The organism is Phycisphaeraceae bacterium (assembly GCA_019636555.1).
GTDB lineage: Bacteria > Planctomycetota > Phycisphaerae > Phycisphaerales > UBA1924 > JAFEBO01.
Map to the genome: position 1 here is coordinate 546,963 of JAHBXH010000001.1, position 20,480 is coordinate 567,442.

The window sequence follows — 20,480 nt, forward strand, 5'->3', positions numbered from 1 at the left end:
GGTCGTAAGTCCTGTCTTGTTTGGGTGGGGGGCTGCGACTGACGCGGCCCTTGGTTGTGCCAAAAGCACAACGGGCCCGCCGAAACCGGCGAGCCCGCGAGAGTGTTGATTCAGGTGAGATCAACTACGCGCGAAAGGCGATCGCCGGCCGTTTGAGCCGTTTCGATTTGCCTTTTTTGGACGCAAGGATCTGCATGCGAAGTGGATAATAGGCGTGTCGGGCGGATCGGGCAATGAGAGTAATGGGGTGTAGCGGACGCCGCGCCGCCGGCTTGGTGGGAATCCAATGCGCCACAAGCCAAGAAGGAATCGGCTTTCACGGGTCAAATTGGTAGAAGCTCCATCGCGACTGGCGTCGTTGTTTTTCACGCCACCGTAATGGTTTTGTCCAGATACACATCCTGCACCGCGTTCAGGAGTTTCACGCCGTCGGCCATGCTCTTCTGGAAAGCTTTTCGGCCAGAGATCAGTCCCATGCCGCCGGCGCGCTTGTTGACGACGGCTGTGTGCACGGCTTCCTGAAGGTCGCCCGCGCCCTTTGACTCGCCGCCGGAGTTGATGAGCGGGATGCGGCCCATGTAGTTGTTGAGGATCTGGTAGCGGCAGAGGTCGATCGGGTTGCCGCCCTTGCCGGTCTCGTCGCTGCCGCAGAGCTGCGTGTAGACGCGCTTGTCCCACTTGCCGTAAGACGAACCGCCGGTGTTGAGCGCGGCATATCCGCCGTTATTGGTCGGGAGCTTCTGCTTGATGATGTCGGCCTTGATCGTCGCGCCGAGGTGATTGGCCTGGCCGGTGAGATCGGCGCTGGCGTGATAGTCGACGCTCTTGCCGTCTGCACCCGTGACCTTGAAATGCGAGTTGCGGGTGTAGCACCAGAGAACGGTGACGAGGCCGTAGCTGTGCGCTTCTTCGAACATGTCGGAGACGTACGCGATCTCTTCGCGGCTTGAGTCGTTGCCGAAGTAGATCGTTGCGCCGACCGCGACCGCGCCCATTTCGTAGCACTGGCGGACGCTCCCGAAGTACGACTCTTTGTAGATGTTGGGGTAGGTCAACATCTCGTTGTGATTGAACTTGACGAGGAATGGGATCTTGTGTGCGTACTTGCGGGCGACCGCGCCGAGCACGCCGATGGTCGAAGCAACGGCGTTGCAGCCGCCTTCGATCGCCAGCTTCACGATGTTCTCGGGGTCGAAGAACTGCGGATTGGGGGCGAACGATGCGCCCGCGGAATGCTCAACGCCCTGATCGACCGGCAGGATGCTCACGAAGCCGGTGCCCGCGAGGCGGCCGGTATTGAGGATCGTCTGGAAGTTGCGGAGCGTCGTGACGTTGCGATCGGTCTGGCTGAAAACGCGATCGACGAAATCGGGACCGGGAAGGTGAATCTGATTCTTGGAAACGGTTTTGGACTCGTAGGAGAGCAGACTGGCGGCCTCGTTGCCGAGGACCTCGCGGACATTGATCGACGGCGTTGCGGCAGAAATCATGGGTCCACTCCGAATATAATCCAAACAAAAAGGGCGGCAGCCTGCGGATGCCTGTTGCGACGCGCCGATTCTAGCTTGCCGATTCCGGTCAAAGGACCGAGAAAGTGGACGGTTGCGATCATGGGCGAGCATCGGCGGCGTACGCACAAACGCTGATAATCCCGCGGAATTCAAGGTCCGAATACCCTCGCTTGAACCGCGAACTGCCGGTTAGCGAATAAGTCCCCTGCTGTCAAGCCCAATCTAGAAGCCGTCCGGGAAAATTGAGTGGCAAAATCGGGCTTTGGTGGCATGGTTTGGGTGGCCAGTGATCCGCGCTGGTCCTGCCGCAGAATGGTTCTGGGCTTTCCGTGCCCAGTTTCTCGGCCGCAAAACTGCCTGTTCTACACCACCGGCGGGATCGAGTCGAAAGATTCGATTCCGTCGTTCTTTTTGCACCCGTTGGGGCACCTTCGCCGGCCGTTCCCTCCGAATACCGGCGACCGGTCCATCGTGCGACACCTGGCGGCGAAATGGCTAGCGATCGGGCTTACGCCAGCCAAAGTCAGGGTCTTTTTGCAGGACTGCGGCAGACTGCTTTACGCAGCGCAGGCAGGCCACGGCGCCCGGGAATTGCGGACTTTGCCACGCCGGGTCGGCGCGGGTTTCGAGACAGAGCGTGCAGCGCGAGCCGGAAGGCGCGGTCGGGCGCCTTTCGACGGCCAGGGCGCGATAGGCGGCAGTGAGACAATCGGAACAGATGCACGAACCTTGGTGTCCTTCGACCATGTGCCGCGCGTCGGTCCACTCGCTGCGGCAAAAGTCGCAGAGAACGTCGGACATCTGAACGTTGTTTTCATCAGTGCCGGGTCGGCGCATCCGATAAACCCTCGAAACTTCTGGTCTTGGCTCGATCGCCAGCGCTTGGGACGGCTCACGGCATTGAGAGTTCCGAGCCGACGAGCTGCGTCCGCACGAGCCGTTGATAAATCTCGCAACGCGCGAGGAGTTCGTGGTGGCGGCCGATGTCCGCGATCTTTCCATAGTCCATCACCACGATTCGGTCGGCCTGGACGACGGTGCTGAGACGGTGCGCGACGATGAGACACGTCCTGCCGCGGGAAAAATCGGTGATCGCCTCGCCGATTTTGCTCTCGCTCTCGGCGTCGATCATGCTGGTTGCTTCGTCGAGAATGAGAATCGCGGGATCGCGCAGGATCGCGCGGGCGATGGCGAGTCGCTGGCGCTGCCCGCCCGAAAGACTGAGTCCCTGTTCCGCGACGGGGGTATCGAGACCCTGAGGCAAGCGCCGGATGAATTCGAGCGCGCGGGCCTTTCGCGCGGCCTCGACAATCTCTTCTTCGTTCGCATCGGTCGAGCCGTAGGCGATGTTCTGGCGGATGGTGCCGCTGAAGAGCACCGTCTCCTGCGTGACGACGCCGATCTGGTGGCGCACCGACCGCACCGAGAAATCGCGGATGTTGAGACCGTCGATGAGAATGTCGCCGGATTGCGGATCAAAGAGGCGCGGCACGAGCGAGAGCAAGCTGGTTTTGCCGCAGCCGTTGGGCCCGACGAACGCGACGGTCTCGCCGTGGGCGATGTTCAGTGTCACTCCGTCGACCGCGGGGCGCGGCTGATTCGGATAGGAAAAGGAGACATCCTTGAATTCGAGCGATCGCTTGTGGCGGGAGAGTTTGGCGAGCCGGAAACCGTGTCCGGGCTCGGGGACAGAGTTGAGGAGTTCGGCGAGGCGATCCGCGGCAGCGGTTCCGATCTGGATATCGGTGATCACGCCAGTCAGCGGTTTGAGGGCGCCTCCCGCGACACCCAGGGCGCCGAGCGAGACGATGAAGGAACTGGGGTCGAGCGCCTTGTCGATCATCGCCTTGATCGCGATGAGCGCGAGCGTGCCGAGCGCGATGACGGCGACGGCCTCGACGAGCGGGCTTGCCAGTGCGCGCGCCGTGCGCACGCGGTTGAGCTCGCGGAGCATTTTCTTGTTGGCTTTGTGAAAGCGTCCGACTTCCGCGCGCTCCGCGGTGTGGACTTTCACAACTCGCAGACCCTGGAGCGATTCGCTCGCGACGCGGTACAGGTCGCTCTGGCGCTCGAGCGCGCCGCGCGAGCCCTTCTTGATGCGCCGCGAGAGCTGGCGGATGATGACGCCGATCACGCCTCCGGCGACGACCGCGATGACCGAAAGCCGCCAATCGACGATGAGCGCGACGATGACCGCAGCGAGCGCCTTGGTGGCCTCGGCAAAGCCTTTTCCGATGACGCTGAGCATGGCGCCGGACATCATGCCGGTGTCGTTGACGACGCGGCTGATCATGTCGGAAGGGCCCGATGTGATAACGTCGCGGAGGGGCCTTTTCAGTACTCGCCGAAAAGCTTCTCGCCGGACATTGGTGAGAACGCGGTTCACGAGCGTTTGCGTCAGATAAGCATGGAAGAAACTCGAGGTCGCGCCCAGCACGGTGAGCACGCCGAGCCCGATGAAGATCCAAAGTGCCGCGTCGTAAGCACCGCGCGGCAGCGAATCGATGACGCCCTGCGGGATCGTCAGGTGCTCCGAGAGCCAGTGGGGCAGACGGGACTTGTCGATCCGGTCGTTCAGTTCCGTCGCGAGGACCGGCAAATCGCGGATGGTCTGGTCTGGGGCGCCGGGTCGCGAGTTAAAGACGTTGTCGAGAACCGGCTGGATCGCGAGGATCGCCGTGCCGAGGCCGAGTGCGGAAAAGAATGCCAGAACCAGCGCCCCGATGAGCGTACCGGGATACCGAAACATCCGCAAAGAAAAGGTCAGGAAGTTGCGCATTGTGCTGTCGGGCCAAGGGTAGCGACGCGCCGCGGCAGGAGTCGCGGCCAAGCACCTTGTGCCGGAGCGACCAGGCGGGATCTACTCTTGATCGCCGGCTCGGAATCAATGGCGGCGATGAGGAAGTCCATGAGCAACAGATCGATCAAAACGGTGGCGGTAACGGGCGCGACGGGATTTGTCGGTCGAGAAGTCGTCGCCGAGCTGGTCCGGCGCGGCTTGGCGGTTCGGGCACTCGTGCGTGACCGGAAGAAGGCGTCGCGGGTTCTGCCCCGAGCTTCGGGCGGAGCCGCCATCAGTCTGATCGAGGGCGATATCCATGACGGGGTTTCAGCCAAGGAGACCGTGGAGGGGGCGCAGGCCTGCATTCACCTCATCGGGATCATCCGCGAAGAGCGGGGCGGCGTGACTTTTCATCGGATGCACGTCGCGGCGACGCGTGTGATCGTCGAGGCATGCCGCGATGCGGGCGTGCAGCGCTACCTGCACATGTCGGCGCTCGGCGTGTGCGAGCGGGGCATCTGCGAATACCAGACAACCAAGTGGGAGGCGGAACAAATCGTGCGCCGGTCCGGGCTCGACTGGACGATCTTCCGTCCGGGGCTTATTCACGGGGAGAACAGCGAGCTGATGCAGACCGCGACGCAGTGGGTGAAGGGCGAGATCGCGCCCTGGTTCTTTCTGCCGTATTTCACGCGCGGGGTTGAAGAGCGCAATGTGCCTCTCGGCGGTGTGTCGCGGGTGATTCCCGTCGTGCAGCCGGTCGCGGTGGAGGATGTCGCAATCGCGTTCGCCTCGGCGGTCGAAAAGTCTGAAGCGATCGGCGAAACGTACAACCTCGTCGGCTCGGAGAAGATCAGCTGGCCGGAGATGCTCCACGAAATCCGGGATCAGGTGCACGGCGCGAACGACAATCTCAGCGCGTGGGGTGTGCCGGCGGAACTGGCGGCGATGAAAGCGACCGCGGCCCAGCACGTCGGCCTCGGCGCGCTGCTTCCGTTCGATCGCGGCATGGCGCTCATGGGCGGTCAGGACAGCGTGGCGGAGACCGAGAAGGTCAAAGCGCAGTTGGGGTTGAACGCGCGACCATTCCGGGCGAGCTTCCGGAAGTATGCCGGTTCGTTGTGAGTCCGTCGCTGCCGTCTGCGGGCCGGTTTTTCTCGGTGCTTCGCGAGGAGTCGCGCGCAGACTCGCTATTGTCAGGCCTATGAGTCTGCGTTTTCGCAAGCGACTTCTCGAACATCTCAAGCACGACGACTACACGGCACGCAGCGCGGGCCAGCTTCGAGACGATCTAGGCGTGGAGGAGGCCGACCGCGCGGAGTTTGACGAGGCGATCGAAGAACTCAAGGCGGAGAAACTCATCGAAATCGCCCCGAACGGAGCGATCGGGTTGCCTTCACTCGGCAGCAAGGGCGGCGTGATTGTCGGCAAGTTTCGCAAGGCGATGAAAGGCTTTGGATTTGTCGAGCCGCTCGAGGCCGTGCGCGAGGGCTCGATTTTCATTCCACCCGAAGCGACGAGCGATGCGCTCTCGGGCGATACGGTGCGCGTTGCGGTCTCGCGCGACAAGGGGCGAGAGCGCTCCGGGTTTGGTGACGGTCCGCAATTCATCGGAGAGATCATCGAGATCGTGGAGCGCAAGCGCAGCCGCTTCACCGGGGAACTTGTGAAGCGTGGCGGGCAGTGGCTCGTGTTTCCCGATGGGCGAGAAGTGACCGAGCCGATCGTCGTCCGCGATGCCGCGGCAAAGAACGCGCCCGAAGGCACGAAAGTCGTCATCGAGATTGTCGTGTATCCGCAGGGCAACGTGCTCGGCGAAGGTGTTATCACGAAAGTCTTGGGAGATGCGGGGCGGCCTGACGTCGAGACCGAAGCCGTCATCGCGGCGTACGACCTGCCCGGGGAGTTCCCGGAAGAGTGCAACGACCAGGCGCGCGACGTGACCGTCGAATACGACCGGCGGATGGCCGAGTACCACAAGAGCGGTGCGGCGAGTTTCGACAAGGAAGGATGGGGTGGGCGCGCGGACCTGACGCAGGAATTCATCATCACGATCGATCCGCCGGACGCGAAGGACTACGACGACGCGATCTCGATCAAGAAACTTCCGGACGGCGGCTGGGAACTCGGCGTGCACATCGCGGACGTTGCTTACTTCATTCCGCCGGGGTCGGCGATCGATGAAGAAGCGAAAGACCGCTGCAACAGCGTGTATCTGCCGCGCCGGGTGATCCCGATGATCCCGGAACTCTTGAGCAACGGGATTTGCTCGCTTCAAGAGGGCGTGCACCGGTTTTGCAAGTCGGCGTTCATGACGTACGACAAGAACGGGGTTTGCCGCGCCGAAGGCGTGCAGAACACGCTGATCAAAAGCGCCAAGCGTCTGACGTATCTGGAAGCGCAGGCGCTGATCGACGGCGACTTCAACGAGGCGAGGCGCCACGCCAAAACCCTCCCGAAGTACACCGATCAGTTGCTCGAAACACTCCAGGAAATGAACGCGTGCGCGAAGGCGATCGAAGAGCGCCGCAATCGGCAGGGCATGATCAGCCTGGAGTTGCCGGAAGTCGTGCTGATCTACGACGACAATGGACACGTGATCGACGCGGAACGAGAAGATTCCGCCTACACGCACAAACTGATCGAAATGTTCATGGTCGAGGCGAACGAGGTGCTGGCGCGGCTTTTCGAGCGCATGAACGTGCCGCTGCTCCGGCGTACGCACCCGGACCCGACTCCGGGAGATGTGGACAATCTGCGCAAGGCCGCGATGGTCGCGGGATTCAAGATCCCCAAGAACCCGACGCGCGAGGAGCTGCAGAGTCTTCTCAACGCGACGCGCGGCACACCCGCGAGCAGAGCCGTGCATATGGCGGTCTTGCGCACGATGAGCAAGGCCGAGTATTCGCCCGCGATGATCGGTCACTTTGCGCTGGCGAGCGAGGCGTACGCGCACTTCACGAGCCCGATTCGGCGCTACGCCGACCTCACTGTCCACCGCGCTCTTGCGGAGTATCTCCGTCAGACCGACAACGCGACCAATCGACCCAAGAGCGATTCGGATCGCAAGGCGCTCGGGCGCGTGCTCCGCGATTCGGAGATGTGCCCGGATGAGGAAACGCTCCTGCAGATCGGGCGCCACGCGACGATCCGAGAGGAAAACGCGGAGTCTGCCGAACGCTCGCTGCGCCAATTCCTCGTGCTGCAACTGCTCGAAAAGCACGTCGGCGAGAGCTTCCGGGGAGTCATCACGGGAATCAGCCCCAAAGGCGTCTTTGTGCAGATCGACAAGTATCTCGCGGAAGGGTTTGTCAAGAAAGAAGACCTGCCCGGGGACGTCACGCGCGAGAACCTGACTCCGTTCTGGAAGGTCGATCCGCGCACCGGAGCGCTCGTCGATCAGCGCTCGGGCCGTTCGTACAACATGGGCGACACGGTCAGTGTCAAGGTGGTGGCCGTCGATCTGCCGACGCGGCGCATGGACCTGGTCGTCGACGCCGGAGAATCACGTGCCGCGGGAAAGGCCAAGCAGCCCAAGCTCACACTGGGCGGCGGGTTTGCGAAGGGGCAGGGCGCCGGCTTTGGCGACCTGGGAAGTTCGGGTCCGGGCAGAACGGGCTCGCAGCGCCGCAGTCAGAAAAGCAAGTCGCGCGATAAGGGCAAGCCCAATTGGCGGCGCGATCGCGGGCGTTGAATTTGTACCGCCGGACCTGTTCGTGCATCCAAGTGCGCGGCAAGCCAGGAGGTAGACTCGGCCCGTGCACATCCGCGATCTCTCCGACAATCCGCGACTGAAGACCGTCGTTCAGATTCTGAAGGACGCGAGTCTTGCGCGCGAGCCTGCGGACGTATTCCGCGTGTTCGGGCCTCGGATGTGGCAGATCCGGCCGATCGAATTCTTCATCTCCGCGTCCACGCGCGGGCTGGCGAAGGGGAGCTACAAGGTCACGCGCTACTACGACGTCGCGGAGTTCCAGCGCCGCGCCGCGATCGGCGACACCGGAATGCCGGAGACGGTCAACCCGAACCCGTGGGCCACCTTTCACCAGTTGCCGACATACACGACCGGCTTTGTGGCGGACTGCATTCGTGACGGGACACCCAAAATCCTGACCGATCTGCACATCGACGACGATCCGGTGTTCGGAGATCTGCTCAAGCCGTACCGGAGCGCGATCGCATCACCTCTGTTTGATTCGGGCGAAGTGAAGAACTGGTCGATCCAGCTGCGCCGCGCGCCGGACGCCTTTGACGAGGCCAGATTTGAAGACGCTTTCATGCTCGGCAACCTGATCGGGTCGATCACGCGCAACCTTGTCGCCCTGAAAGAGGTCGAGCGGCTGAACAAGATGCTCAACGCGCAGTTTGAAGAGGTGGCGCGCGTGCAGCAATCGCTGCTGCCCGAAAAAACGCCCGAAATTCCCGGGCTCGCCGTCGCAACGAGCTATCTCACCAGCGATCAGGCGGGCGGCGACTACTACGACTTCCTGCCCATGCCGGGGAACAAGCTCGGCATTCTTGTCGCGGATGTATCGGGACACGGCGCCGGCGCCGCGACGATCATGGCGATGCTGCGTGCGATCCTGCACTGCTATTCGGGCGGGGACGGGAGTGCCGCGGGCGTGCTTCGGTTCGCGAATCACCGGCTTGTAGCGTCGCGCCTCGAAGGAAACTTCGTCACGGCCTTCTTCGGGGTGTTCGATCCGGAAACGGCGCGACTCAACTACGCCTCCGCCGGGCACAATCCTCCCCGGTTTCTCGATTCGCAGAATCGGAGCATCCGCGGTATCGAGGACGGCGCGGGTTTGCCATTGGGAATTACGGAAGACCTGGGTATCTGGAGCGAAGACTTGCAGCTCTCGCCGGGCGATTCGATCCTGCTCTATACCGACGGTATCACCGAAGCTTTCGGCGCTCAAGGGACTGATGCGAAGGCAGATATGTTTGGCATTGAGAGACTCGACGCCGCAATTCTTGCGAGTGACGGCAGGCCGGACACGATGATCGAGAACATCCACAAGGCGCTCTTCGAACACACGCGAGCCCGAACCCGAGCGGATGATCAGACGCTTGTTGCACTCCAATACGTGGGGCCGGATCGGTGCCTGTACCCACCTTTGCGGCGCGAGGTTTAGAAAAGCCGGATAGTGCAGAAAACCGGTCGCGCCGTACGCTTGTTCGTGGCATACTCCCTGCCGCAGCTCGATTGGTTTTCCAAGCCCGATCCGGTTTCGGGAGAAGTCGGTCTGCGATTCGAATGCACGATGTGCGGCAACTGCTGCTCGGGCCCGGAGGGGTATGTGCTGATTGATGACGAGGAGGCCGCGGCGCTCGCCGCTCGTTTGGGACTGAGCACGGCGGAGTTTCTCGAGCGCTACACGCGCTCAACAAGCGCCGGAAGATCGCTCATTGAAAAAACAACTGCGCATGGAAACGACTGTATTTTTCTCGATCGCGAGAAGATTCCGGGGAAAGCGGTGTGCGGCGTGTACGACCTGCGCCCCAAGCAGTGCCGCACCTGGCCGTTCTGGAAGAGTCTGCTTGTGAGCCGCAAGCGCTGGGAACTGGCGTCGCGTCTCTGCCCGGGGATCAACAAGGGTCCCCTGTTTACGCCCGAAGTGATCGCGCAGCGTCGCGATGTCGTGGACATTTAGCCGCGGCGGCAACTGCCGTTCTCGCGCTGCCCTCAGGGACAGGCAAACGCTTCGTACATTCCGACGAACAACACGAAATCAGAATCATCGACAAAGCCGTCCGAATTGAGATCGGCCGGACATCCGCTCGGCATCCCTGGATCGGCGCAGTCGAGGAGGTTGTACTGATCCGCGAACGTGGGAAAATCCGCATCATCCACGTAGCGATCTCCCGTGAAATCGGCGAGGCAGGGCGCCACCGGGAGCGACCACGTGAGTTGCTGCGTGAGCAGCGAACTTCGGATCACCGGATCGCGCACCATGATCGTGTCGTCGGCTACCCGAACGGCGAGGGTGGAAGAGCCCTTGCGGAGATTGACGGACGCGACGTTGAACGAAGTACCCGTCGCGCCGGGGACCGGCTGTCCGTCGAGCAGCCATTGAACAGTGAGCGGTGCGCCGACCTTCTGCATGATGTTGATGTTCGCCTGCGATGCGGGGCTGAGCACCATCGAGGTCGCGGGCGTGGGGGGGCCATCGATCGGCTTCACGATCGCGTAGATATGCGCGATGAGCGCCTCGCAAGAAGGAAGATTGAACTGGGGGCCGAGCGTGCGCATCATCGAATCGGGGCTCGGGCGATAGACTCCAAACACGGCGTAGACGGCACCCTCGTAGGTCGAGATCGGCCCCGCGAATCCCTGTGTGGCGTCGCCGAGCCAGCGCCACCACTTGGTCTGCTGCGCCTGCATCTGCGGCGCGGTTCGAATGGACGCGTTGGCTCCGGTTGGCTCGCCTCCGCTGTAGACGGTTCCGTCCGCGTAGTCGTATTCATCTTCCAGATCACCGAGCGAGTGTCCCATCTCGTGAATGGCGATGAGTGCCGCGGAACCGTTTCCGCCGGAGACGGTTCCAACTTCGTTGCTGGGATAACCCGCCCCGCCGTACTTCGTGGAATTGGCGACCGCGAGGATCTGGTCAAACGGCTGCGGCGCGTTCGCGGCATACTGATAGGCGCGCGAGATATTGACGCAAAGCAAACGCTCGATCCCGGCGCACCAGAAGTTCATCTGGAGCGGCGTGCTCTTTGAGATGTTGCTGGTCGGGTCGCCCGAAACTCCCGAAACGTTGCTGATCACGTTCACGCGGAACGTCTGAAAGTAGTTTTGGTACGACTTGTAAGGCTCGTAGGCGAAGAAAGTATTGAGCGTGTTGGTCGTGTGCGTATTGAACGTCGCCTGCTGGGTCGAGAGATATCCGTCGCCGACGACGACCAGATTGAGCCTGTTGTTGGCGGCGCCGCGATCGGCGAACGGAAGTTCTCGACCCTGCGTGTCGAGCATCGTGACGCTCGCGGGGATTCGCTCGATCGCGCCCTGTTCGTTCCGCGGCAAGTAGGGCACGTCGGCTTTGACGACGCAGCCGTTTCCTTCCCACAGGCCTTCGTTGATCGGGGCGAATCGCATGGGCCCGGCATTCGTCGCCTCGGGAGGATTGGGGAGAGCAAGGCAGACGGCTGAGGAGGAAAGGCTCAGGACAACGGCCAGGGTGTGGGTTGTGCGGCTTTGAGTCTGCATGAGTGGTGTCTCCAGCTTCTTCCGATCCGCGATGTCCGGAAATCTGTTTCTACCATGATTGTTCTTTGGCGCAAAGTGTTTATTCCGAGATCATTTGCGGCAAGCGATGAGACAGGCCCGCGGCATGCCGACAACGGAAGCGAGAGCATGGTTCGAAGCGATTCAGCGCCCGTCGCTGATCGCGGCGCTCGAGGCGGTGTATGTTTTCATTTCCGATCAGATCGAGGCCCGCGGACCTGCGTGCTGGGCGAGCGGCAGGTGCTGCAACTTCCGCGAGGCGGGACATCTGCTCTACACGACCGGCATCGAGGTGGCGTATTGCATGTCGAGGCTCGAAAGCCCGCTCACATCGCGGGCGATCGAAGAAGCCTCGGCGAATGGCGGCTGCGCTTTTCAACTCGCAAACGTTTGCGGCGTCCATGCGATCAAGCCGAGCGGCTGCCGCGTGTATTTTTGCGATCGTTCCGCGCAGGCGTGGCAGAATGAATTGACCGAACGCGCGATCGAGCAGATCAAGCGAATTCACAAAGAAGAGAACATCGAATACCGCTACGGCGAGTGGAACACGATGCTGAGGATGTTCGTCTAGCTGGCGCGGTACTCTTTGCCGTGAGTCTCGTGCTCCGGAATGTCTCGTTTGGATACGAAGCGGTGCGGCCGGTGCTGCGCGGTGTAAGCGTGGAGTTTGCGCCGGGCGCCGTGACCGCGATCATCGGCTGCAACGGGGCGGGGAAATCGACGATGCTCCGGCTGCTGGCGGGGCTCCGCCGCCCGACGAGCGGGAGCGCGACGGTCGGAGCGGACGAGGTCGCGGAACTCTCCGCTTCCGAGAGAGCGCGGCGCGTGATCTATCTTCCGCAGCAATCGTCGGTCGCGTTTGATTACTCGGTGCGAGAAGTTGTGGCCATGGGGGGATTTGCGCTCTCATCTGCGGAGGGCGCTGCGGACGAAGCGCTCGCACGCGTGGGCCTCGTCGATCGCGCGAGTGATCTGTTTCTGACGCTCAGCGCCGGTCAGCAGCAGCGGGTGAATCTGGCCCGCGCGATCGCACAGATCGGGTCGAGCCGCGATGAACAATACCTGCTCGCCGACGAGCCGGTGAGCGCGATGGATCCGCATCACGCGCAGCTTGCGATGCGGCTGCTGAAGGAAATCGCTTCGTCGGGCGTCGGCGTCGTCGTCGTGCTGCACGATTTGTCGCTGGTGCTGCGGTTTGCCGATGAGGTCGTGCTGCTCGGCGAGAGAGGCCGGATTCACTCGCGCGGCGGCACGGCGAGCGTGATGACCCCAGGCGCGCTCGAAGAAATCTTTGAAATCGGATTTGAGCAGCTGCGCGATGCGCGGGGGATTGCCGCGGCATTTGTACCGTCGGTGGTGAATCCGTAGCAAGTGTCGACGCGGATTTGTTACCACAAGACCCGCACGCGGATCGTCTCGGGGATTTCTGCGAGCTTCTTGCGGATCGCTTCGCCGTCGCTCGGATCGACATCGAGCACGACGTAGCCGACGTCTTCGTTGGTACGCAGATACTCGGCGCTGATGTTGGCGTTCATGTCCGCGATGAGCGTGTGCATCTTGCTCAAGACGCCCGGCACGTTCTTGTGGAAGTGAAGGATGCGGTGGGGTCGCACGCTCTTTGTGCCGTCGCGGATCAGTTGCTCGGGCAGTTCGACCTCGGGCACGTTGACCGCGCCGGTGGTCGAGCCGATGTTGACGAACTTGATCAGCTTGTCGCAGACGTCTTCGGCGATGGCTTCCTGCGCTTCCTCGGTGCTGCCACCGACGTGAGGCGTCAGAAGAACGTTTGCGACGCCCTGGAGCGGGCTCTCGAATCTGTCGCCTTTCGCGGCGGGTTCATCGGGAAAAACGTCGAGCGCGGCGCCGGCGATGTGCCCGCTCTTGAGTGCCGCGGCGAGCGCGACAACATCCACCACGCTGCCCCGCGCGTTGTTGATGAGATAGCTGCCCTTCTTCATCCGCGCGATCTCGGCCTTGCCGATCATTTTCTCGGTTTGCTTGGTCGCGGGCACGTGCAACGTGACGACATCGCTGGCTTCCAGAAGTTCTCTGAGGCTGCGCACAGCGCGGGCATTTCCGAGCGCCATCTTCGGGATGATGTCAAAAAACACCACGCGCATCCCCATCGCTTCCGCGAGCACCGAGACCTGCGAACCGATGTGCCCGTAGCCGACGATGCCGAGCGTGCGCCCGCGTACCTCGTGCGAGCCCGCGGCAGACTTATCCCAGTCGCCGCGATGCATCTGCATTGTTTTGTCGCCGAGGCCACGGTGCAGGCCGATGGCTTCGGCGATCGTGAGTTCGGCCACGCTGCGAGTGTTGCTGAACGGAGAGTTGAAGACGGGCACGCCTCGCTTGCAGGCGTCGTCAACAGCGATCTGGTTTGTCCCGATGCAGAACGCGCCGATGGTGAGAAGCTTGGGAGCCGCGGCGAGTATCGCCGAAGTGACGTCGCTTTTGGAGCGGATGCCGAGGACGTGCGCATCGGCGACCATTGTGGCGAGTTTCTTGGCGTCGGGCGCGCCTGCCATGCTCTGCACCTGGAATCCCTCGGACCTGAAAAGGTCGACCGCGCGCGGGTGAATCGATTCCACCAGAACGACGTTGATCTTGGCTTTGGGGAACGAGGTCTTGGAGGTCATGGCGGGCGGATTGTTGGGAGGCGACAAGTCCATAATCGGACCGAAGGCGGTGCAGCTTGGGCCGACACTCCTGATTCATGCAGCTTGCCCGCTTCGGCCCAACCGCGGATCGACAGGCGGCACTACTTTGCCACGGTCACGATGCCCGCCAGAGCAAGAGCAAGGAGAAGCACGCCGACAATGATTCGGTAGATGCCGAACGCCACGAGGCCGTGCTTGTTCAGGAACCCGACGAGCCAGCGAACCGCGATGAACGCGCTGATCGCGGCGACCGCGATCCCGATCAGAATCGGCTTCGCTCCAAGCACTTCGAACATGTTCTTCGTGCCCGCAGCCTTGTGCTCGGCGTGATCTTTGTACAGCGTGTAGAGCGTGGCGGCGAGCAGCGTGGGCATGCCGAGGAGAAAGCTGAACTCTGCCGCGGCACCGGGCTTGAGACCCCGGAAATACCCCGCGGTGATCGTCATCATCGAGCGGCTGGTTCCCGGCCACATCGAAAAGATTTGGAGCAAACCGACGAACAAAGCATCGCCGGTCTTCATGTTCTCGATGGCTTTGCCCTCGACGCCCCCCTGCATGGGCTTGCGCGAGCGGCGCCAGAGTTCGACGCCGATCATGTAGATGCCGCCGAACACGAGCGCGAAGACGACGGGCCAGAGATGAAAGAGCCAGGCTTCGATGGTCTTTTTGAGAATCACGCCGACGACTGCCGCGGGAATGAACGCGACGACGATGTTGACAAAGATGCGGAGCCCGGCGCGGTCTCGCCCCAGAAGTCCCATGAGCATCTGCACGAACCGCGGCAGATAGAGAAGCAGCACCGCGAGGATCGCGCCCCCTTGGACGATGACGCTGAACGCATCGAACGCGGCCTTGGTCTCGGGCCGATCGAGCTTCATCAGGTCGCCCGCGATGATCAGGTGACCCGTCGAACTGATGGGGAGATACTCGGTGATTCCTTCAACAAGACCGAGGACGATCGCCTGCCAGGTTTCCATCTTTTATCCAGGAGGTAGGCCGGCTCGCGAACGCCCACCACATTCGGGGCAAGGAGAATCGTCCGGCGCGCCGCGGCGATCGTACCCGCATTGCAGGCACTGGCCAGCGTATCGGCGATGCCGCGCTCGCCAGTGCAACAACAATGAAATGGCCGCGGGAATCAAGGCGAACATCCAGATTGGAATACAGATGAAGCTTGGTGGCCAAGTACTGGGCAGCACCACCAAATGCGGAGAGGGCGGGTAAATCCATCCGTCTTTCCATCCCGGAATGCCGCCTTTGGATTGATCTGGGCCGTGCCAGATCGGCTTGCGAAATGGAAGAATGAGTTCAATTTCCCAGAATCGAGCGTCGCTGGCCACCCACCTAGGACCTTGAATTGGAGAGTCTGTTTTCGGGCGGGGCAAATTGACAGCGAGCCTTCCAAGTCCAAGAGAGATGAAGCCGCTGCGCCCCAGAAAATAGGTCAGGTTGAAAAACGCGGAGGCTGCCCAAAGCAGGAGAACGGCCAGAGTCAGCAGGAGGCCGATCATCGGAGGGCGCAAAAACGTGGGCCGTCGAAATCTCACGTCGCTAGTGTAATTGACGCATGGCAGCAACGGCACTGCCCTTGCGACTTTCCGGTCCGCCTTGCACTGTCGCACCGCCTCGATGTCTCTTCCACATGCACCCGTTGATTGAAGTCTCGCATTCCTCCGACCCGCGCGTTCGCGAGTACCAGTCACTCAAAGAAGGGGACCTCGCCCGCGGCATCGACGTCTCCTGCCCGCACGGTTCATTCATTTGTGAGGGAGCGCTCGTCGCGGAACACCTTCTCGCTTCCACCTATCCGTGTCGGTCATTTCTGATCGCGCGTTCCAAGCTCGATGCTCACCGCGATCTGCTGGAGAGGGCGCCCGCGGCCGCGCCGGTCTACGTCGCCGATGATCCGGTGCTGCACGAAGTGGTGGGGTTCAAGTTTCACAGGGGCCTGCTCGCCTCGGGCGCGCGCAAAGCGCCGCTCTCCGAGGTGGAATCGCTTCGCGTGATGAAGGCAGCGCCGGCGCTCATTGCGCTCGAAGACCTGACGAATCTCGACAACATGGGCGGGCTTTTCCGCTGCGTCTCCGCGCTCGCGCCCGAAGGCACTGTTGTCGTGCTTTCTCCTCAATCGGTCGATCCGCTCTATCGCAAGGCGATCCGCGTTTCGATGGGGCATTCGCTTCGGATCCCGTTTATCACTCTGCAAGACTGGGCGCAAGCGCCGGAGCAGATCTGCAGCGCCGGGTTCGAACTCATCGCCCTCACTCCCGACCCGGACGCGGAAGCGATGCAAGGCGTGGTGCGGGGGCAATCGGCATCGAGCCGCAAACTCGCTCTCGCGCTCGGGGCTGAGGGCCCCGGACTCTCGAAGCACTTTCTGGCCTCGGCCGATCGGCGCGTGCGCATCGTGCAACGCCCCGGAGTCGATTCGCTCAACGTCATGGTTGCGGGCGCGATCGCAATGTCAGCGCTTTTCCGGCCCGGGGGCTGACTGCTTCTTCGCGGTCGCATCGAAGAAAACGTCCACCGCTTGGCCCGGCACAATGCCGAATGAACCGCCGGTGCCGTCGTTTCCGACGATCGACATCACGACGTCGATGATTCGCGTGTCGGTGCGTTCGGAGTTCGCGCCGGAAAGGTTGAGCTTGGGGCGCGCGAAAGGCTCGATCCGGATGATTGTCAGTTCCAGTTCCTGGGGCGATGCACCGCGCGTGCGCCCGACCGCCTTGGAATCCGAGCCGATGAGCGCGAAATCTTCTTCATCGACCTGCGCGCGAACATCGAGCCGCGAGAGATCGCCGAGAACCAGAGGCGGGCGTGCCATGTTGGGGCCCTGGACATACTCGCCGGGCTCGACGTCGCGCCGGAGAACGGTTCCTTCGCGCGGCGCCCGCACGGTCATTCGTTCTTTCAGAACCTGGAGTGCCGCGATCTGCGCCTTGGTGGATTCGAGGTTGGCCTCGGCAACCTGGAGGTCGGCTTTCCAGCCGCCCGCTTTCAGCTTCGCGAGTGCCGCGTTTGCGGAAGCGACTTCGGCTTTGGCGACATCGACCGAGGCCTGCGCGGAGGCCACATCCCGCGCGGACATCGCGCCGCTCTTGACCGCATCACTGGCGCGCTGGAGTTTGTCCTGCGCATCAACGAGGTGGGCCTGAGCGCGCTGCACTTCGGCCTCGAGCGGCGGGATATCTTCGGCGCGGGGGATCGCGCGCCAGCGATCGATCTCGGCCTGCCGCGCCTTGAGTTCGCCCTCGGCGCGGACGATCTGAGAATCGATTGCGCGGGTGTCGAGCTGCATCAGCGGCTGATCCTTGCTGACCACATCGCCCACGCCGACGAAAACCGAAGTCACCAGGCCGGGTTCCGGCGCCGCGATTTCGATGATGCGTCCGGCGGGCTCGACGATGCCGAGCGCCGCGACGCCACGCCCGAATGGATTGACGCTGGCCGGCCGCGCGAGAGGCGTGTCGGGGATCGTGCGCTTCCCTGTCGTGACGGCGAGAATCGCGATCGCAACCCCGATGATCGAAAGAATGATTGTGGCGAGACGCACCATCGCGGATCTCCTCGAATCGCCTGAAATCTACAAGACCGCACTGAACACGCTGCCGGGGCTGACGCCGATGACTCTTCGCAGGCTGAGGACGCTGCCGAGCATGACCGTGAGCACCATCGCAAAGAGTGAAATCAGGAGCAGCTCCCACGGTAACTTGGCGGAGAGCTCGCTCTCACTCCGGACCGTGAAAATGGTAAAGGCGCCGGCCAGACCGACGCCGATTCCGTAACCGATGATGCCGACGACGAACGCCTGAGCAAGGACCATGCCCGAGAGCGTCCAGCCCGAAGCGCCGAGCGCCTTGAGCGTTGCGAACTGGCGCAGATTCTCGAGAGTGAACTGATAGAAAACGCTCGCGGAGAGCAGAAGCCCGACGACAAAGCCGAGTGCGATGGTGATCCCGAAGTTGAAACCGATGCCGGTCGCGACGGTGATGTAGCTCATCGTGCGCTGGCGGAACTCTTCGGTCGTGAGCGCGGTGACGTCGCCGAGCGCGTTGATGCGCTTCTGGACTTCGGCGAGTTCCGCCGGGTCTTTGACTTTGACGAGGATGTACGAGATCGCCTTGCGTCCGACCGGCGTGAACCGCGTCGCGTTGTCGAACGTGGTGTAAATGATCGCGTTGCTCTCGAATCCTTGTCTCGCCTTGCAGAAGCCGACGACAACGGCGCGCTTGTCGTTGATCTTCATCGTGTCGCCGATCTTGATGCCGCCGAGCTTGTCCTTGCTCTTGATCTCGACGATGATCGCGTCGGGCGTCCAGAGGTCTTCGAGGCGTCCCTCGACCATCTCGGGCGGGCGCCCCGCGAGCGTGGTGCGCGAAAGGCCGATGATCTGCACGCGTTTGAATTGACCGTTGCGGAGTTCGGTGATCGCATAGTTGCTGAAGAAGGGTTCGGCCCACGCGACACCCGCGATGCTGCGGACGCGCCCGAGCTTCTGGTCGCTCAAGGGCCGGTATTCCGCGACCCAGTCGGTGCCGGGATCGACGACCCAGAGATCGGCCTGGCCGACGTTCTGCAAGGGCCCGGTCGCCTGCGTGAGGAGCCCGAGGAAGATCGCTCCCTGCTGATTCATGAGCATGGTGGCGAACGCGAGCGAGAGCACCAGAGTCAGGTACTTCGTGCGATCACCAAAGAGCATTCGCAAGGCGATGCGGAACACGGTGCAGGGTAGGTAAAACGAATCGCAGCCTGCTATTTGTCAATCAGTTGGAGCGAGACCGGGAATTTCTCAACGTCCTCGGTGTCGACTGGTTTGAGTTGAGTCACCCAGCGAAGAAGTTCTTCGTCGCTCGCGCTCTTGTTTTGAAACGCCACGAACAGACCGACATGCCGGACCGGATCGCCGACTTCGAGGGTCACGGTGCACTTCCATGGTTCTTTGGCGTCCCGGGTGATCCCGATCGTTGTTTCGCCGACCTCTATCACCTTGTCCAAATGTCCTCGCATCACAGCGTCGGTCAGGCGCATCGCGGCACGTGCGCGTTCCCCATTGCTCATCCGGGCAAAGTCAAAGAAAGAGTGCGCCAAGTCTTCGTTGAGTCTTGCGCGTGAGGCGAGCGTCAAGAACTCCGGCATTTCTGTCCAGCACGGATTCACCCGTATGACCGTCATACGGGGAGATTTCACAACCACAGCTTCCCACTTTCGCGTGATCGACTGCCCCTCTTCAACGGGAATCCGGACCAGGCCGATGTCGAGCAACTGATCGGTCGGGAGAGGAATGTTGGATTCTTCGCTCCACTCGACGAGGGGCACAGATCCGATCGTGTCGCGTAACCGGCACAGCATGCGAGCTTCCACAACGCGGCGCGCATTGAGAACGGCGAAGAGAGCCGCCGCAACGACCACGCAACCCGTGATCGCAAGAAAAAGACTCCAAGCGCGGAATCTGAATGGTTCGATTCGCGCGCTCGAATCGGGCGGTTTGACGCGTGCCGGAGCTGCCACACTTAGTCCCACAAGTTCCTGCGGATGATCGTTGCAAGCGCCGCAACACCGTCCCTCCAGCCGATTTTCTTCCCTTCGGCGTAGGTGCGCCCGGCATAACTCACGGCGACTTCATAGACACGGACGCCCCGGTTCTCGGTTCCGACGCGCATGCGGGCCAGCCGGGCGATGATCTCGGGCTCGATGCCGAAGCGGTCTTCCTTGAGCACCATGTTCTTTGCAACATCGGAAGTGAACGCCTTGAGGCAGCACTCGATGTCGCTGAGATTGAGATTGGTCAGGATGTTGCTGAAGGTGGTGATGAACCGGTTGGCGAGCGAGTGCCAGTAGTACAGGACTCGGTGGGTGTGTCCCAGGAACCGCGATCCGATCACCGCGTCCGCACGGCCGTCGAGCAGCGGGGCGACCAGCGCCGCGTGGTCCGCAGGGTCGTACTCAAGGTCCGCATCGTGGATGACGATCAAGTCGGCCCCGGCGTCGAGCGCGCGGGCGATGCCGCGCCGCACCGCCGCGCCCTTGCCCGCGTTGGGAGATTGCGCTTCGAACTTGACGCCCGGTCGCTCGCCAATCCGGCGGCAGACCTCGGTCGTCCCGTCGGTCGAGCCGTCGTCGATCATGACCAGCAGCCGCTCAATCTCCCGGCCCGACGCATCGCGGCAGAGCGGGCACGCCAGCAGGCGATCGACCGAGCGCTCAAGGAGCGCCGATTCGTTGTAAACGGGCATCACGATCGCCATCTTCATGGGCCACGAGTGTAGCGAGCGCCCGTTTTCGAAGCCCCGTGCGAC

At 62.3% G+C, this 20,480-nt stretch carries 17 protein-coding genes; 7 read left to right on the forward strand and 10 right to left on the reverse strand.

From position 1 onward, the window contains the following. Nucleotides 1-365: 365 nt before the first annotated feature. The 3 genes from KF691_02255 to KF691_02265 form a co-directional block, all read right to left on the reverse strand. The gene (locus KF691_02255; protein MBX3388258.1) at nt 366-1,490 is read right to left on the reverse strand and encodes a class I fructose-bisphosphate aldolase; all 1,125 of its coding nucleotides are present in this window, start codon (nt 1,488-1,490) and stop codon (nt 366-368) included. Between the two features lie 516 nt (nt 1,491-2,006). Next, complete coding sequence (locus tag KF691_02260) at nt 2,007-2,312, reverse strand: hypothetical protein (protein ID MBX3388259.1); 306 nt, start codon at nt 2,310-2,312, stop codon at nt 2,007-2,009. A 91-nt stretch (nt 2,313-2,403) separates the two neighbouring features. Next, nucleotides 2,404-4,260 carry an ABC transporter ATP-binding protein gene (locus tag KF691_02265; GenBank protein ID MBX3388260.1) on the reverse strand — a complete coding sequence of 619 codons (1,857 nt, stop codon included), beginning with the start codon at nt 4,258-4,260 and terminating at the stop codon, nt 2,404-2,406. 159 nt (nt 4,261-4,419) lie between these two features. On the opposite strand from KF691_02265, the gene KF691_02270 reads away from it, so the two are divergent. The 4 genes from KF691_02270 to KF691_02285 all read left to right on the forward strand — a co-directional run bounded on the left by KF691_02270 (nt 4,420) and on the right by KF691_02285 (nt 9,947). After that, nucleotides 4,420-5,418, forward strand: coding sequence for an NAD(P)H-binding protein (locus KF691_02270; protein ID MBX3388261.1), 999 nt, complete (start codon nt 4,420-4,422; stop codon nt 5,416-5,418). A gap of 79 nt (nt 5,419-5,497) precedes the next feature. Next, complete coding sequence (locus KF691_02275) at nt 5,498-7,987, forward strand: VacB/RNase II family 3'-5' exoribonuclease (GenBank protein ID MBX3388262.1); 2,490 nt, start codon at nt 5,498-5,500, stop codon at nt 7,985-7,987. A gap of 64 nt (nt 7,988-8,051) precedes the next feature. After that, nucleotides 8,052-9,428: a PP2C family protein-serine/threonine phosphatase gene (locus KF691_02280; protein ID MBX3388263.1), complete on the forward strand. Its 1,377-nt coding sequence runs from the start codon at nt 8,052-8,054 to the stop codon at nt 9,426-9,428. A gap of 45 nt (nt 9,429-9,473) precedes the next feature. After that, complete coding sequence (locus tag KF691_02285; protein ID MBX3388264.1) at nt 9,474-9,947, forward strand: YkgJ family cysteine cluster protein; 474 nt, start codon at nt 9,474-9,476, stop codon at nt 9,945-9,947. 32 nt (nt 9,948-9,979) lie between these two features. On the opposite strand, the gene KF691_02290 is transcribed toward KF691_02285, so the two are convergent. Beyond that, the gene (locus KF691_02290) at nt 9,980-11,503 is read right to left on the reverse strand and encodes a hypothetical protein (protein ID MBX3388265.1); all 1,524 of its coding nucleotides are present in this window, start codon (nt 11,501-11,503) and stop codon (nt 9,980-9,982) included. 124 nt (nt 11,504-11,627) lie between these two features. On the opposite strand from KF691_02290, the gene KF691_02295 reads away from it, so the two are divergent. Both KF691_02295 and KF691_02300 read left to right on the forward strand, forming a co-directional pair. After that, nucleotides 11,628-12,092: a hypothetical protein gene (locus tag KF691_02295; protein ID MBX3388266.1), complete on the forward strand. Its 465-nt coding sequence runs from the start codon at nt 11,628-11,630 to the stop codon at nt 12,090-12,092. A gap of 20 nt (nt 12,093-12,112) precedes the next feature. Continuing rightward, nucleotides 12,113-12,889, forward strand: coding sequence for an ABC transporter ATP-binding protein (locus KF691_02300; protein MBX3388267.1), 777 nt, complete (start codon nt 12,113-12,115; stop codon nt 12,887-12,889). A gap of 20 nt (nt 12,890-12,909) precedes the next feature. On the opposite strand, the gene serA is transcribed toward KF691_02300, so the two are convergent. After that, entirely contained in the window at nt 12,910-14,163 is a 1,254-nt protein-coding gene (gene serA, locus KF691_02305) for a phosphoglycerate dehydrogenase (GenBank protein MBX3388268.1), read from the reverse strand. Nucleotides 14,164-14,285: 122 nt separating this feature from the next. After that, a complete protein-coding gene (locus tag KF691_02310; GenBank protein MBX3388269.1) occupies nt 14,286-15,161 on the reverse strand; it encodes an undecaprenyl-diphosphate phosphatase in 876 nt (291 codons plus the stop codon). A 665-nt stretch (nt 15,162-15,826) separates the two neighbouring features. Here KF691_02310 and KF691_02315 point away from each other — a divergent pair. Further along, complete coding sequence (locus KF691_02315) at nt 15,827-16,675, forward strand: RNA methyltransferase (protein ID MBX3388270.1); 849 nt, start codon at nt 15,827-15,829, stop codon at nt 16,673-16,675. Here KF691_02315 and KF691_02320 read toward each other — a convergent pair. The 4 genes from KF691_02320 to KF691_02335 all read right to left on the reverse strand — a co-directional run bounded on the left by KF691_02320 (nt 16,649) and on the right by KF691_02335 (nt 20,435). Then, nucleotides 16,649-17,740, reverse strand: a complete 1,092-nt coding sequence (locus tag KF691_02320; protein ID MBX3388271.1) for an efflux RND transporter periplasmic adaptor subunit — start codon at nt 17,738-17,740, stop codon at nt 16,649-16,651. The genes KF691_02315 and KF691_02320 overlap by 27 nt on opposite strands. Before the next feature lie 27 nt (nt 17,741-17,767). Beyond that, entirely contained in the window at nt 17,768-18,904 is a 1,137-nt protein-coding gene (locus KF691_02325; GenBank protein MBX3388272.1) for an ABC transporter permease, read from the reverse strand. 32 nt (nt 18,905-18,936) lie between these two features. After that, nucleotides 18,937-19,533, reverse strand: a complete 597-nt coding sequence (locus KF691_02330) for a hypothetical protein (GenBank protein MBX3388273.1) — start codon at nt 19,531-19,533, stop codon at nt 18,937-18,939. A gap of 161 nt (nt 19,534-19,694) precedes the next feature. Continuing rightward, nucleotides 19,695-20,435, reverse strand: a complete 741-nt coding sequence (locus KF691_02335) for a glycosyltransferase family 2 protein (GenBank protein ID MBX3388274.1) — start codon at nt 20,433-20,435, stop codon at nt 19,695-19,697. Nucleotides 20,436-20,480 lie beyond the last annotated feature (45 nt).

Bases quoted from the DNA above. Each gene is read 5' to 3' on its own strand.
- KF691_02255 (MBX3388258.1), bottom strand. From the start codon at position 1,490: ATGATTTCTGCCGCAACGCCGTCGATCAATGTCCGCGAGGTCCTCGGC.
- KF691_02260 (MBX3388259.1), bottom strand. From the start codon at position 2,312: ATGTCCGACGTTCTCTGCGACTTTTGCCGCAGCGAGTGGACCGACGCG.
- KF691_02265 (MBX3388260.1), bottom strand. From the start codon at position 4,260: ATGTTTCGGTATCCCGGTACGCTCATCGGGGCGCTGGTTCTGGCATTC.
- KF691_02270 (MBX3388261.1), top strand. From the start codon at position 4,420: ATGAGCAACAGATCGATCAAAACGGTGGCGGTAACGGGCGCGACGGGA.
- KF691_02275 (MBX3388262.1), top strand. From the start codon at position 5,498: ATGAGTCTGCGTTTTCGCAAGCGACTTCTCGAACATCTCAAGCACGAC.
- KF691_02290 (MBX3388265.1), bottom strand. From the start codon at position 11,503: ATGCAGACTCAAAGCCGCACAACCCACACCCTGGCCGTTGTCCTGAGC.
- KF691_02295 (MBX3388266.1), top strand. From the start codon at position 11,628: ATGCCGACAACGGAAGCGAGAGCATGGTTCGAAGCGATTCAGCGCCCG.
- serA (MBX3388268.1), bottom strand. From the start codon at position 14,163: ATGACCTCCAAGACCTCGTTCCCCAAAGCCAAGATCAACGTCGTTCTG.
- KF691_02310 (MBX3388269.1), bottom strand. From the start codon at position 15,161: ATGGAAACCTGGCAGGCGATCGTCCTCGGTCTTGTTGAAGGAATCACC.
- KF691_02315 (MBX3388270.1), top strand. From the start codon at position 15,827: ATGCACCCGTTGATTGAAGTCTCGCATTCCTCCGACCCGCGCGTTCGC.
- KF691_02320 (MBX3388271.1), bottom strand. From the start codon at position 17,740: ATGGTGCGTCTCGCCACAATCATTCTTTCGATCATCGGGGTTGCGATC.
- KF691_02330 (MBX3388273.1), bottom strand. From the start codon at position 19,533: ATGCTGTGCCGGTTACGCGACACGATCGGATCTGTGCCCCTCGTCGAG.
- KF691_02335 (MBX3388274.1), bottom strand. From the start codon at position 20,435: ATGAAGATGGCGATCGTGATGCCCGTTTACAACGAATCGGCGCTCCTT.